This is a genomic window from Salinisphaera aquimarina (genome assembly GCF_042643355.1).
GTDB lineage: Bacteria > Pseudomonadota > Gammaproteobacteria > Nevskiales > Salinisphaeraceae > Salinisphaera > Salinisphaera aquimarina.
In genome coordinates this window covers 18,218-30,637 of sequence record NZ_JBHRSS010000001.1, presented here as the reverse complement: position 1 = coordinate 30,637, position 12,420 = coordinate 18,218, and the positions used below count along the sequence as shown (strand labels likewise).

The following is a 12,420-nucleotide window of genomic DNA, read 5'->3' as shown; positions in this document are numbered from 1 at the left end:
TCGCCTACCCCGTCAGGCCGTCGGCCGGCCCAGGCGCCCGGCGGCGGTCTTGCGCCGACCGGTGGCCGGGACCGCGGTGGTCGCGGCCGCCAGACCGTGCGCAGGCATATTGACGTAGACGGATTCGTGCTGGCTAGCGGTCGCCAGGTAGGTCTCGTGCCAGATCCCGACCGCCTTGTTGCCGCTGTTCTTCTTGTTGAAATCACGCCATGCAGGCAAATGGCTGGCGTCGCGCTGCCGTGCATAGGCGTTCAACTGGTCGAACGAGCGCCAGTACTGAATGACCTCGACATGGCGGCCTGCCCAGCGTGTACGAAAACCCATCAGACCCAGTTCCGGTTGCATCGACAATTCCCGCAGCATGCGCGGCATGGCGAGGAACACCGGCAACCACTTGTTTATCCTCCAGAACGCGTTGATGCGAACACCGATGAGAAAAACCACGAAGTCGCCGTCGATGGCGGCGGTGACGCGCTGTGTCTCGATTGTCGGCATGGGTTTGACCTCCGGTATTGATGACAGGCGTGAAGACAATTCGTCGTTGGCCCGGTATTTCCCGTAACCGCGACGATCGTCTCTTGTGACGTCGTCCATCGATAGAATCGATACATAAGCAACTTGTTGCATATATAGCGCTCCAAGCATTTTTATGCAACTGTTTGCATATGTCACTTCGATACGTCGTCCTGGCCCTGCTCGAGCACGAACCGCTGACCGGCTACGAGATGGTCAAGTCATTCGACCGCGCGGTGGGCTATTTCTGGTCAGCCAGTCATCAGCAGGTCTATCGGGAACTCGGCGGCCTCGCGGAGCGCGACTGGGTCCGCTTCGATCGACAGACGCAGAGCGACCGACCCGACAAGAAGGTGTATTCGATCACCACAACGGGTCATGCCGAACTCATGGCATGGGTCGACAAGCCGCTGCCCCCGCGCGCCGAGAAAGAACCGGTGCTGGTCAAGCTGCTTGCCGGACCGGTCGCACCCATCGCGTCGTTGCGCGCCGAACTCGATCGGCAGCGCGAGCAGACCGAGGCGCGTCTTGCGGCATATCGCGCGATCGAGTCATTCGACTACAGCCCCGCACCGGACGCGCGGGCGCCGATCGATCGAGACTTCATGCTTTATATCGCCCTGCGGCGCGGGATACTGGCCGCTGAAAGCTATCTCGACTGGATCAGCGAAACCCTGGCCTTGCTGGCGGACCGGCAGGCGTCATGACCCGCCGGTGGCGACATCGGGATCTGCACCAGCGCAAGGCCGGCACATAACAGGCGGCCGGGCATGCACTGTCAGATTCCCACTCTGTCCAGGCGTTAGCCGCCGTTCCCGGCGCAACGAGGCGACCGCTGAATTCAGGCGCAGGCGTCTGCCGGGGCGCGATCGTCCGAGTAGCGTCCCAGGACGAACGCCTCGTGCCGCTGAGTCGACGCGCGCACCCGCGAGGGCCTGGACGAATCCCTCGCTGCCTTCGATCTCGCTGTGAGCGCCGAGGAGATCAAGCCCGTCGAACGGGGCGTGCCCTGGTGACTACACACGGCCCTCGGCAACCGCTGGCATCGGGCAGCCGTAACTCGCTAATGTGGATCATCGCGGGCACGGGGAGTGAATCATGGGCCGAGTGATTGGAGCCGTTGTGCTGCTGGCATGCATCGTCAGCGCGTCCGCGCATGCGGGCAGCTTCGTCTGGCGGGTTGCGGGCACCGAAAACACGGTCTACCTCGCCGGTTCCATGCATCTGTTGCCCGAGCGCGCCTACCCCTTGCCGCAGGCCTACGAAGACGCCTACGCGGACAGCGGCCTGCTGGTCGTCGAAGCCGATCAGGACAGACTGCAGGCCGATGCCGTGCGCCAGACCATGCTCGCGGCCGCACACTACCGCGAAGGCGGATTGGTGGATCATCTGGACGCGCCCATGCTTGCGCGCACGCGCGAGGTCCTCGACCGGACGGGGCTGTCCATCGACCGCATGAATGCCTACCGGCCCTGGTTCGTGTCGATGGCGATCGAGGTGCAGGCCTATCAGGCGCAGGGATTTCGCCCCGATCTCGGCCTGGACGGCTATTTCCACGATCGCGCGGTGCGTGATGACAAACCGATTCTGCCGTTACAGACCATCGCCGCCCATCTGGCAGTATTCACGGACATGCCCGCGACGCTGTCGCGTGATCAGCTCGCGGTCACCCTCGACAACGCCGACGAACTGGATACGTCACCCGAGCAGATCTATCGCTATTGGCAAAGCGGCGATATCGCAGGCTTCGCCCAATCGGTGAATGAACAGGCCGATGCCTATCCGGCGCTCTACGACCGGCTGATCTTCGATCGCAACACGCAGTGGCTGGCCACGATCACGGCGGTGCTCAACAGCCCGGACAACGCCATGGTGCTCGTGGGGGCCGCGCATCTGGTCGGCCCACGCGGGCTCGTGGCACTTCTGCAATCGAAAGGCTATCGCGTCGAGCGCATGGATTGATGTGACAAGCGTCTCTGCCGGAGGTTGGCACACCACCATCGGCAGGCGAAGCATACAGCCACAATCTGGATTACCCTTGGGCCGACGTTCAACGATAAATACGGATAACGGGCCCGCCTGCGTCAGCGAGTGCCCGCACCCACGGAGAGATATTCATGATGACGAAGCGTGCATCACGTAAGCCTCTTGCCCTGCTGCTGGCCGCCGCCCTGGCAAGCGCGGCACCGGCGGCTCTTGCCGCCGAGGATGCCTTTCATATCGCTCAGGCCGACCAGATCGAATGGCAGGCAGGGCCGGATTCGCTGCCCGCAGGCGCGCAAATGAAGGTGCTGGCCGGCGATCCGGGCAAACAAGGGCCGTTCGTGGTTCGTTTCCGCTTTCCGGCCCATTTCAAGGTGGCCATGCATACCCACCCGATGGTCGAAAACCTGACCATGATCTCGGGCGAGATGATGCATGATCTGGGCAACGACGACGCCGATGCACAGGCAGTCGCTCCGGGCGGCTTCATCTACCTGCCCTCGAATACACCGCACTCGGTCTGGACCACCGATAGGCCGGCCGTGGTTCAGCTGACCGCTATCGGACCCTTCAAGATCGAGTATCTCGACCCGAAGGACGATCCGCGCAACGCCAGGTAGTCTGTGCCATCGGCGGCAGGCAGCGGCAGCGCGCGTGCTCGCTGCCTGCCGATTCACCCGCACAGCGCCGTCTCAATGCCAGTGTGCGCGAGCACGAACACAGTAGGGCAGGCCTTGTTGGCATGGGCTGCTCTTTGAAGGGGGTGTTGCTGTGCTCAGCGAAAGCCACCCGCGTTGTTCGACTGTGCTGACAGTTAGCACCGGCAGACCGTGCTCCAGGGCGATCTTCCCCTTTCGTTTCCGTGTGGCCGTTCCACGGGCTGCAGGCAGCGACCGACAAGCCGCTAATCGGCATCAGCGCAGCGCACGCACCGGCTCGCGTCGAAAACAGTCCAGGGCATGATCGTTGACCATGCCGACCGCTTGCATCCAGGCGTAGACGATGGTCGGACCGACGAACTTGAAGCCGCGCTGCTTGAGCGCTTTCGACAACGCCGCGGACCGGGGTGTTTGCGTGGGCACGTGGATACCGTCGCCCTCGATCGGCCGCCCATCGACATGGGACCAGACGAAGGTGGCGAAATCCTCGCCGGCAGCCTGCATCGCCAGATAAGCGCGGGCGTTGCCGATCGTGGCTTCGATCTTGGCGCGCGAACGCACGATCCGCGCGTCCTCCAGCAACCGTTGGACGTCGGCCGCGCCGAAAGCCGCGACTGCCTCGGGGTCGAACTCGGCGAACACTTCCCGGAACGCATCGCGCTTGCGCAGTATCGTCAGCCACGACAGCCCGGCCTGAAAACCATCCAGCATGAGTTTTTCCCATAGCGCACGGCTGTCGTATTCAGGCACGCCCCATTCGCTGTCGTGATACGCCGCGAGCGTGTCGTGGCCGGCGGCCCATCCACAGCGTCCATCCCTGTTGTCTGTTTTCATAAGGTTCCAGAGGCCGGCAATTGTTCAGCCAGGCGATCGTACACCGCGGAATGCGGCGACGTCGGCCCGGTGTTTGCCGCGCACGCGTATGCTGGATGCCAAAGGGCGTCCGCCGCAGGAGCGGGCGCGTCGCCCCACACAAACACCCTGGAGTTGATAATGAAACGCGCACTCGGCGCCATGGCGGCGAACTGGCTGAGAAAGCCGGAAAACCAGCAGAGAATCAAGCGAACGGCCCGACAGCTGTGGTCTCGCTTCAATGATCGCAAACGTACCGATACGGCGCCGGCGCAGTCTGCGGCGCGGCCCGGTACCAGACCGGGCACGAGCCCGCGTCCGGGCGGGCAGGATTCAAGCCACGGCAAAGTGGACGACGACCCGCAGCGCTGAATGCCGCTCAGTTCGTCTGCTCGACCGGCGTGAGCAATTGCCGCAGCCCCGTGCAGTCGACCAGCGGATCGTCGCAGTTGACCACGATGTCCGAGTGGGCCAGTACATGACTGCGGCCGGTGATGGTGTTCTTGATGACGTCGTGCGCGCCGGCCTGCTCGACCTCCATCAACTCGCCGATGAAACAGGTCTCGCGCAGCGACACGGTTTCGAGCCGGTCGCCAGGTTGCAGACGGCCCTCGTAGTGCATCAGGGCCAGCCGCGCCGACGTGCCGGTGCCGGTGGTGCTGCGACAGATCACGCCGGGATGGACATAGGTCGCCGAGCGCGAGCGGTAGAAATGGCCGTCGATCTGTTCCACCGGTCCCATGAAATGCAGAAACGGCAGCGGACCCACGTCGCCGAGCGTGTAGTGGGAAAAGCCTTTCTCCTCGCGGATCGCCTCGACGATTGCCTGGGCACAGTGGGCCAGCCTGTTTTCCTCGTCGAGCGTGAGCGCAAACCCGAGTTCGGTGGCGTCGACCAGCGCGTAGAAGCCGCCGCTGTAGGCGATGCTGTAGGTCACGTCGCCGAGTAGCGGCACGTGCACGCTGGCCCGATAGGTGTCGATATAACTGGGCAGACCTTCACAGGTGATGGATTCGACCACGTCGTCGACCACCCGTGCCTCGATCTGCACCAGACCGGCGGGTGACTCCAGCACGAAACGCTGGCTGCCCTCTTTCTTGGGCACGATGCCGCTTTCGAGCAACGCGGTGGCGGTACAGATCGTGTTCGAACCCGAATAGATCGGATAGCCCATCACTTCCATGATGATATAGCCGGCCTGGGCCTGCGGGTCGGTGGCCGGCACGATCAGATCCACCGACATCTCCGGGATGCCGTAGGGCTCTTCGAGCAGCAACGTGCGCAGCCCGTCGGCCTCGCTCTGCAGGTATTCCATCTGCGCCCGCACGGTCGCGCCTGGCAGCGGATTGATCCCGCCGACGACGATACGGCTGACGTCGCCGCCGGCGTGGGTGTCGATCAGTTGTAGCGTGAGTTGGTCTTTCATTGGCTGTCCTGGATGGCGTAAGGCGCGCCGTATTCGTCCCACTGGGCGTCGGGCACGATCACGATCTTGCCCAGGTAGTTGCTCGACCGACTCATGAAGTAACGCTCGGCCGCGTGCAGATCCGAGAGCCTGAACGCCGCATGCAACACTGGCTTGAGCTGGCCCGAACGTATCCAGGCCACCAGCTGGTCGGCCTCTTCGCGGGTGCCGTGTGACACGCCGAATATCTGCACCTGATAGAGATAGATACGCGTCCACATCACTTCGCTGACGTTGCCACCGCTGGCCCCCGCGATACTCAGGCGCGGATAGGTGGTGCGGCGCTTCATGTCGAAGATCATGGCGTCGATGAAGTGATGCGTCATGTCGCCGCCGACTAGATCCATGACCGCATCGATCGGCGCACCGCCGGTGAGCGTTTTCACGGTATCGGTGAATCCGTCCATGTCGGAGCGATCCAGAACCGCCTCCGCCCCCAGCTCGCGCAGCGCCTCGGCCTTGTCCGGCTTGCTCAGTGCGTAGGGAATCGCGCCGATCACCCGGCACATCTGGATCAGCGCGGTGCCCACGCCGCCGCTGGCGCCGGTGACCAGCACGCGTTCGCCGGCCTTGATGCCGGCGGCGGTGAGCATGTGATAACCGGTCTGATAGGAACACATGCCCATCGATGCCAGCTGCGCGTCACTCAGATCGGCATTGGCCACCGCATGGAACTGGTCCGCCGGCACGGCGACGTATTCGGCATAGCCGCCGTCTGCACCGTGGCCGTAGTAGTCCGGGGTGAGATTGATATCACGACGATCGTCGGCGTAGATATTGAAATCGAGCAGGCCGCGCTCGCCGATGCGAGCCGCGTCGACGCCCTCGCCCACCGCGGCCACACGTCCGACCACGTCGGCGCCCTGGATACGCGGGAACGTCAGCGTGGGCGAGCCGCCGATCGCGAACGAGGTGACATCGTCTTCCTCTTCGGTCGGATACAGACCCTCCCGGGCCTTGCGATCGGTGTTGTTCTTGGCAGTCGCGGTCACGCGCACCAACACTTCGCCCGGACCCGGCCGCGGCGTGGGCACGTCTTCGTCATACACCAGCCGGTCGATACCGCCATGGCCGGTGAGCCGCATCGCGGCCATGGTGTCGGGAAGTTCAACTGCTGCCATATCGTTGCTCCTTCGTGCTCGCCTAGGGACCATAGCAAACGTCGTTCGCGCGCCTGCACCACCACGCGGCAACGAATCGCTGATTTCGAGACAGCAACGATGCGCTACGTGTTCCCTGGTCGCGATTCACGGTTGCGACCGCGCATGGTCTGGCGGATCGCCGGCGCGTGAACCGCCTGGTCAGACGGACAGTCACGGAGGCGTACCCACGCAGCCGCGATCGCCGATCCGAAGCGTGACGTCAATCCACCGTTTGCCAGTCTCGGCAGTGGTCCCTATCCGATCACATCCGTGCGTCGCAGGCCTTGGAGGACGGTGCGTCCCTCTGTCTCTGGCATTTTTCTTGCTGCTTGTGTAATGGTTAATCGATAAAAGCCTGAGCTGCTTCCGACGGGTTGGCATCCGACCTCGCCTCGGCACTCAGAAACAATAAACGGCGTACCGGCCGAGCGGCCTGCACGTCGCGTCACGAACCGGCGTGCCGGCTGTTCCAAAGACCTGCCAAGGGGGCAAAGCAATGTCTACTGTGATCGATTTCGTCAACGGCATACTCTGGGGGTACGTGCTGGTCTACGGCCTGCTCGCGACGGGCGTGTTCTTCACCATCCGTCTCGGGTTCCCGCAGTTCCGCCACTTCACCGAGTTCTTCCGCGTGATCATCGGCTCGCGCGGGGCCACCGCCGATGGCATCTCGCCGGTGCAGGCGCTCACGGTCAGCCTGGCGTCACGCGTGGGCACCGGCAACCTCGCCGGTGTGGCGGTCGCCATCTATCTGGGCGGGCCGGGTGCGGTGTTCTGGATGTGGCTGGTAGCGCTGTTCGGTATCGCCACCGCCTATGCCGAATCCACGCTGGCGCAGCTGTACAAGGTGCGCAACGCGGATTCACAGTATCGCGGCGGCCCGGCCTTCTACATGGAAAAAGGCGTGGGCTCGCGGCTGATGGGCATGGTCTTTTCGGTGTGCCTGCTGGCCTCGTTCGGCCTGGTGTTCTCGGCCGTGCAGTCCAACTCGATCGCCGAGGCCATGGAGTCGGCGTTCTCGGTACCCAAGTTCGCCACGGGGATTGGCGTGGCCGTCATCGCCGGCGTGGTGATGTTCGGCGGCATCCGCTCTATTGCCCGCGTGGCCGAAAAGATCGTGCCGGTGATGGCCGGACTCTACCTGCTGCTGGCCCTGTACGTCATCGCGATCCATATCACCGAGGTGCCGGGCGTGCTGGCGCTGATCGTCAAATCCGCCTTCGGTTTCGATCAGGCCGCATCGGGCTTTGCCGGCGGCATCATGGCCACCCTGCTCAACGGCGTGAAGCGCGGCATGTTCTCCAACGAGGCCGGTATGGGTTCGGCGCCGAACATCGCCGCGGTCGCGGTGCCGGACCCGCATCACCCGTCGAGTCAAGGGCTGGTGCAGGGCCTGGGCGTATTCATCGATACGCTGCTGATCTGTACCGCAACGGCGCTCATGATCCTGCTCTCGGGCGCGGTCGATTACGGCCCCGACGGCGTCACCGGCATGGAGCTGACCCAGAACGCGCTGAGCGCGCATATCGGCTTTGCCGGCCCCACCTTCGCGGCCGTGGCCATCTTCTTCTTCGCGTTCACGTCGATCATCGGTAACTATTCCTACGCCGAAAACGCGATGGAATTTCTGGGGTTGGGCCAGCGCTCGGCGCTGACCGTGCTCAAGCTGGCCGCGCTGGGCATGGTGATCTGGGGCGCGCTGCAGCCGGTCAAGACCGTGTTCAACTTCGCCGACGCCACCATGGCGACCATGGCCACCATCAATCTGATCGCGATCCTGATCCTGTCGAAGACCGTGATCCTGCTGACCCGCGATTATTTCGCCCAACGCAAGAAAGGCGAGGAGCCGCTGTTCCGTATCAAGGAATACCCGCAACTCAGGGATGGCATCGATCAATCGATCTGGAACAAGGACGTCGAAGCCGAGCGCGGGAACTAAGCACGGTTTCCAACGCCTGCCAGCTACGGACCGCCGGCGGCTTCAAGCCCCGGCGGTTCATAATCGCGCGCGCCTATCCGGCGGCCGGAAAAACACGCGCGTAGTGCGCGGCGATCGCGCCCGGGGTGGTCAGCCAGATCTCGTCGCGGCGAGCGGCGATATGGGCCAGCGCCTGGCGCAGCACCCGCAGCCGGAACGGCTGGCCGACGATATACGGGTGTAGTGCAATGCCCATCACCAGCGGCTGAGCCTGCGACTGTTCGAGCATTTCGTCGAACTGATCGACGATCATGCAGGCGAATTCGCGATAGTCTGCAGCGCGCACGCCGATTGCGGGGATATCGTTCAACTCCTGCGGGTACGGCACCGACAGAATGGATTCACCGCCGCGCGTGGCCATCCATGTCGGCTGATCGTCGTGGCACCAGTCCAGATGATAGGCAAAGCCGGCCTCGGCGAGCAGATCGGGCGTCACCTGGCTCTGGGCGATCCAAGGCCCGAGCCAGCCGGTGGGCGTATCGCCAAACACAGCAGCCAGCCGGTCGCGTGCGGCCACGATCAGGGTGCTCTCGCCGCGCTCGTCCAATGCGTTCTGGGTTTCGCTGTTGGTGCGTCCGTGCGCGATCAGTTCTGTATTCAGCCGCTGTCTGTAGGCGGTGACCAACTCCGGGCAATAATCGGCGATCGCGCTGTTGGCGATCAGCCCGACCGGCAGATCCAGTGCTTCGAACAGATCCAGCAGCCGCCAGGCGCCGACCCGGTTGCCGTAGTCGCGCCATGCATAGTTGAGCACGTCCAGCTTGGCACGCCCCGGGACCAAGGCGGCCCCGAGACCTTCGCCAAAGGCGAAATGCTCCAGGTTGAGTCCGATGTATACGGCCAGCCGCCAGCCCTGCGGCCAGGAGAAATCCGGGCGATCGCCGATGGCGCTGTAGGCATAGCGATCGTGGCTGGGCAGTTCGATAGACATGCGGATCCGGGTAACGCTGCACAAGGAACCAGTCTAGCGTCCGCGCGCGCCGACGGATGCAGGCCACGCCAATCTGCGATAGCGTCGGGCTGGGGGCTCGATGCGACAAACCATAACAATACGACTCGCAAAAGCCGTTGCGCTCTGCCTGCTGCTGAGCGCAACGGCAACGGCCGCGCCGCCACCCGCGGTAACGCTCGCCGAAAGCTATACGCCCGGCATCGCGCTGACCGATTACTGGGTCAGCGAGAAATACGACGGCGTGCGCGGCTACTGGGACGGTGAGCGCCTGCTCACCCGTGGCGGCACGGTGATCAACGCGCCCGACTGGTTTACCGCCGGCTGGCCGGACACCGCGCTCGACGGCGAACTCTGGAGCGGCTACGGCGAATTCGCGCGCGTATCGGGCATCGTGCGAAGCCACGCCGCAGATGACGCCGAATGGCACGACGTGAGCTACCGGATATTCGACCTGCCCGACCATCCCGGCCATTTCGACGCTCGCGTGCCCGCGATTGTCGATACCGTAGCCGCCATCGACGAGCCGTGGGTAATCGCTATCCGCCAGTTCCACGTCGACGATGCGGCCGCGCTCGATGCCGCATTCGAAGACGTGCTCGCCCACGGCGGTGAAGGTCTGGTACTGCATCGCGGCGGCGCGGCCTATGTCGCCGGGCGCAGCGACGACCTGCTCAAGCTCAAGCCATTCGACGACGCCGAGGCGAAGGTCGTGGGCATCAATCCCGGCGGCGGCCGGCTCGAAGGGCTGATGGGGTCGGTGGATGTGGTCACGCCGGACGGGCGCGCGTTCGCCATCGGTAGCGGCTTTTCCGACGACCAGCGCGCCGATCCGCCGCCGGTGGGGTCGTGGATCACCTACCGCTATACCGGCGAAACCGCGACCGGCCTGCCCCGCTTCGCGCGTTTTCTGCGCCGGCGACCGGGCGGGCCGCCGCCGGAAGTCGTCGACAGCGCATCAAACCGATCACGCAGTCGATTCGACGGAGATTTATCCGCAGATGACGCAGAAGAACACAGATAAGACGAACTTGATTGTGTATAACATTCAGCCGGCTCGATTACGCAAGGCCAGATAACTCAACGCGCCATCGCACGCCTCGCCCAAAGACGCTGAGCCGCGATGGAAAGATAAGCCCGTGGTGCAGATCTGGCCTTATGGCGCCTTCGCGGCTTTGCGTGGAACGGCTTTGCCTGAATATTTCCAATACCTGAATTGAAGGCGAAATAGCGAGCTGAGCTTTGCACATCGTCAAGCAGACGAATGGGCAGCCCTCGCTTGTGCCGACGCCAGTTTTTGGCTCGGCGCTGAACGCTGTCGCAATGAGCCCGCGGCAAGCCGCGGGCTCATTTCCGCCTTGATGCTGCGTTCATCTGCGTCTATCTGCGGATGGCCTTCGCCTGTATTGATTGGCCTCCTTTGGCTGCCACCAGACCGCCGATTTCAGCCTCAGGCGGTCTACAGCTTGACTTCAAAACCCTCGAACTGCGGCGGGCCTAAGTAAATATCCTTGCGCGCGCCGGCGCTGGCGTGGGCCTTGCGGAACGCTTCGGACTGGGTCCATTTCTCGAACGCCTCGCGGGATTCCCACTCGGAATGCGAGGCGAACAGCGTGTGCTCGTCGGTGGTCGCGCCCTGCAGCAGATTGAACTGCTTGAAGCCGGGCACCTCCTGCAGATGCGTATCGCGGCTGCGCCAGACCTCGAGGAAATCCTCCTCGTGGCCGGGCTTGATCTTGAATCGGTTCATGGCAATGAACATGGCGCTCTCGTGTTGGAAAACTCGCGCCCGAGTATACGGGCCCGCGCCGCCCCACGATGGCTTACGCCTGCAGAATACAGCTAGACTGCAGCGCTTTGTCCGCCCGGGCGTCGGGCGCCAAGGCCCTTCGCATCGCTCGCACATCGGTGGCGCATGCCGCGACCGGCTGAAATGCGCGCGCCGTGTACCCCTGCGGACACCACCGGGAGCATTCGTGCTACTTCGGATACTCGAAATCACGGTGCCGGTATTCGGCATCATCGCCCTGGCCTATTTCTACGGGCGCGCGCGACCGACCTATCTGCGCGATGCCAATCGCCTGAATATCGTCATATTCACGCCGGCGCTGATCTTTCACGCGCTCACCGAACGCTCACAGGGCAGCGGCGATTTCGTGATGGCGGCGCTGGGTGCCGTGGTCATCGTGCTCGGCTCGGGCGTACTCGCCTGGCTGTGGACCCGGCTGACGCACCGCGACCCGGCGATCTATGTCGGCCCGGCGATGTTCAACAACTGCGGCAATCTGGGCCTGCCCATCGCCTTGCTGGCCTTCGGCGAGGACGCGCTGCCGCTGGCGGTGGTGCTGCTGGTGACCGAGAACCTGCTCCAGTTCACGGTCGGTCTGTGGCTGCTGGGCGATTCCGTGCAACTGCGCAAGCTCGCGACCAACCCGATGCTCATCGCCACCGCGGCCGGCGTGCTGTGCATGATCATGGACTGGCACGCGCCGGCGATGATCGCGCCCGGCATCCGTATGCTCGGCGAGGTATCGATTCCGCTCATGCTGGTGGCACTGGGCGTGCGCCTGGCCGACGGCGCGCCGGGCCAGTGGGCGGCCGGTTTCGTGGGCGGGCTGGCCTGTCCGTTGACCGGTCTGGCGATTGCGGTGCCCTGGGTCTGGCTCACGCAACCCGCGCCGCCGCTGGCAGCCCTGTTGATCGTGTTCGGCGCGCTGCCGCCGGCGGTGCTCAACTACATGCTGGCCGAGCAGTTCGCGGTCGCGCCGCAGCGGGTCGCGGCGATCGTCGCGGTGGGCCACGTCATCGCCTTGGCGGCTATTCCGCTGACGCTTTATTTCGTGCTTTGAATCCAACTACTCAGGAGACCATCATGCCGT

13 protein-coding genes are annotated in these 12,420 nt (G+C 64.0%); 7 read left to right on the top strand and 6 right to left on the bottom strand.

Annotation, left to right across the window (positions count from 1 at the left end; translation table 11 throughout):
* Window positions 1-12: 12 nt before the first annotated feature.
* The gene (locus ACFOSU_RS00165; protein WP_380685212.1) at window positions 13-627 is read right to left on the bottom strand and encodes a DUF4188 domain-containing protein; all 615 of its coding nucleotides are present in this window, start codon (window positions 625-627) and stop codon (window positions 13-15) included.
* Window positions 628-665: 38 nt separating this feature from the next.
* Between ACFOSU_RS00165 and ACFOSU_RS00160 the strand changes: the two genes are divergently transcribed.
* From ACFOSU_RS00160 to ACFOSU_RS00150, 3 genes are all read left to right on the top strand, one after another.
* Window positions 666-1,220, top strand: coding sequence for a PadR family transcriptional regulator (locus ACFOSU_RS00160; protein ID WP_380685210.1), 555 nt, complete (start codon window positions 666-668; stop codon window positions 1,218-1,220).
* Between the two features lie 391 nt (window positions 1,221-1,611).
* Window positions 1,612-2,475, top strand: coding sequence for a TraB/GumN family protein (locus tag ACFOSU_RS00155; RefSeq protein ID WP_380685208.1), 864 nt, complete (start codon window positions 1,612-1,614; stop codon window positions 2,473-2,475).
* Window positions 2,476-2,630: 155 nt separating this feature from the next.
* The gene (locus ACFOSU_RS00150) at window positions 2,631-3,116 is read left to right on the top strand and encodes a cupin domain-containing protein (protein ID WP_380685206.1); all 486 of its coding nucleotides are present in this window, start codon (window positions 2,631-2,633) and stop codon (window positions 3,114-3,116) included.
* 294 nt (window positions 3,117-3,410) lie between these two features.
* Here the strand turns inward: ACFOSU_RS00150 and ACFOSU_RS00145 are convergent, their stop codons facing one another.
* Window positions 3,411-3,989 (bottom strand): DNA-3-methyladenine glycosylase I, encoded by a 579-nt coding sequence (locus tag ACFOSU_RS00145; protein ID WP_380685204.1) that lies wholly within the window; start codon window positions 3,987-3,989, stop codon window positions 3,411-3,413.
* A gap of 159 nt (window positions 3,990-4,148) precedes the next feature.
* Between ACFOSU_RS00145 and ACFOSU_RS00140 the strand changes: the two genes are divergently transcribed.
* A complete protein-coding gene (locus ACFOSU_RS00140) occupies window positions 4,149-4,379 on the top strand; it encodes a hypothetical protein (RefSeq protein WP_380685202.1) in 231 nt (76 codons plus the stop codon).
* A gap of 7 nt (window positions 4,380-4,386) precedes the next feature.
* Here the strand turns inward: ACFOSU_RS00140 and ACFOSU_RS00135 are convergent, their stop codons facing one another.
* Together ACFOSU_RS00135 and ACFOSU_RS00130 are read right to left on the bottom strand one after the other, a co-directional pair.
* The gene (locus ACFOSU_RS00135) at window positions 4,387-5,433 is read right to left on the bottom strand and encodes a proline racemase family protein (RefSeq protein WP_380685200.1); all 1,047 of its coding nucleotides are present in this window, start codon (window positions 5,431-5,433) and stop codon (window positions 4,387-4,389) included.
* Entirely contained in the window at window positions 5,430-6,593 is a 1,164-nt protein-coding gene (locus ACFOSU_RS00130; RefSeq protein ID WP_380685198.1) for an alcohol dehydrogenase catalytic domain-containing protein, read from the bottom strand. Before ACFOSU_RS00130 ends, ACFOSU_RS00135 begins: the two co-directional genes overlap by 4 nt.
* 517 nt (window positions 6,594-7,110) lie before the next feature.
* Between ACFOSU_RS00130 and ACFOSU_RS00125 the strand changes: the two genes are divergently transcribed.
* Window positions 7,111-8,553 (top strand): alanine/glycine:cation symporter family protein, encoded by a 1,443-nt coding sequence (locus ACFOSU_RS00125; protein WP_380685196.1) that lies wholly within the window; start codon window positions 7,111-7,113, stop codon window positions 8,551-8,553.
* Between the two features lie 73 nt (window positions 8,554-8,626).
* Here the strand turns inward: ACFOSU_RS00125 and ACFOSU_RS00120 are convergent, their stop codons facing one another.
* Entirely contained in the window at window positions 8,627-9,523 is an 897-nt protein-coding gene (locus ACFOSU_RS00120) for a polysaccharide deacetylase family protein (protein ID WP_380685194.1), read from the bottom strand.
* A gap of 100 nt (window positions 9,524-9,623) precedes the next feature.
* Here ACFOSU_RS00120 and ACFOSU_RS00115 point away from each other — a divergent pair, with 100 nt between their 5' ends.
* Window positions 9,624-10,565, top strand: a complete 942-nt coding sequence (locus ACFOSU_RS00115) for a DNA ligase (protein WP_380685192.1) — start codon at window positions 9,624-9,626, stop codon at window positions 10,563-10,565.
* 435 nt (window positions 10,566-11,000) lie between these two features.
* Here ACFOSU_RS00115 and ACFOSU_RS00110 read toward each other — a convergent pair whose 3' ends face one another.
* Entirely contained in the window at window positions 11,001-11,303 is a 303-nt protein-coding gene (locus ACFOSU_RS00110; protein ID WP_380685190.1) for an antibiotic biosynthesis monooxygenase family protein, read from the bottom strand.
* A gap of 214 nt (window positions 11,304-11,517) precedes the next feature.
* On the opposite strand from ACFOSU_RS00110, the gene ACFOSU_RS00105 reads away from it, so the two are divergent.
* Window positions 11,518-12,390 (top strand): AEC family transporter, encoded by an 873-nt coding sequence (locus ACFOSU_RS00105; RefSeq protein WP_380685188.1) that lies wholly within the window; start codon window positions 11,518-11,520, stop codon window positions 12,388-12,390.
* Window positions 12,391-12,420 lie beyond the last annotated feature (30 nt).

Excerpts from the sequence above, each read along its gene's own strand:
- ACFOSU_RS00150 (WP_380685206.1), top strand. The coding sequence starts at position 2,631 with ATGATGACGAAGCGTGCATCACGTAAGCCTCTTGCCCTGCTGCTGGCC.
- ACFOSU_RS00120 (WP_380685194.1), bottom strand. The coding sequence starts at position 9,523 with ATGTCTATCGAACTGCCCAGCCACGATCGCTATGCCTACAGCGCCATC.
- ACFOSU_RS00130 (WP_380685198.1), bottom strand. The coding sequence starts at position 6,593 with ATGGCAGCAGTTGAACTTCCCGACACCATGGCCGCGATGCGGCTCACC.
- ACFOSU_RS00110 (WP_380685190.1), bottom strand. The coding sequence starts at position 11,303 with ATGTTCATTGCCATGAACCGATTCAAGATCAAGCCCGGCCACGAGGAG.
- ACFOSU_RS00140 (WP_380685202.1), top strand. The coding sequence starts at position 4,149 with ATGAAACGCGCACTCGGCGCCATGGCGGCGAACTGGCTGAGAAAGCCG.
- ACFOSU_RS00115 (WP_380685192.1), top strand. The coding sequence starts at position 9,624 with ATGCGACAAACCATAACAATACGACTCGCAAAAGCCGTTGCGCTCTGC.
- ACFOSU_RS00125 (WP_380685196.1), top strand. The coding sequence starts at position 7,111 with ATGTCTACTGTGATCGATTTCGTCAACGGCATACTCTGGGGGTACGTG.
- ACFOSU_RS00145 (WP_380685204.1), bottom strand. The coding sequence starts at position 3,989 with ATGAAAACAGACAACAGGGATGGACGCTGTGGATGGGCCGCCGGCCAC.
- ACFOSU_RS00135 (WP_380685200.1), bottom strand. The coding sequence starts at position 5,433 with ATGAAAGACCAACTCACGCTACAACTGATCGACACCCACGCCGGCGGC.
- ACFOSU_RS00165 (WP_380685212.1), bottom strand. The coding sequence starts at position 627 with ATGCAACAAGTTGCTTATGTATCGATTCTATCGATGGACGACGTCACA.
- ACFOSU_RS00155 (WP_380685208.1), top strand. The coding sequence starts at position 1,612 with ATGGGCCGAGTGATTGGAGCCGTTGTGCTGCTGGCATGCATCGTCAGC.
- ACFOSU_RS00160 (WP_380685210.1), top strand. The coding sequence starts at position 666 with ATGTCACTTCGATACGTCGTCCTGGCCCTGCTCGAGCACGAACCGCTG.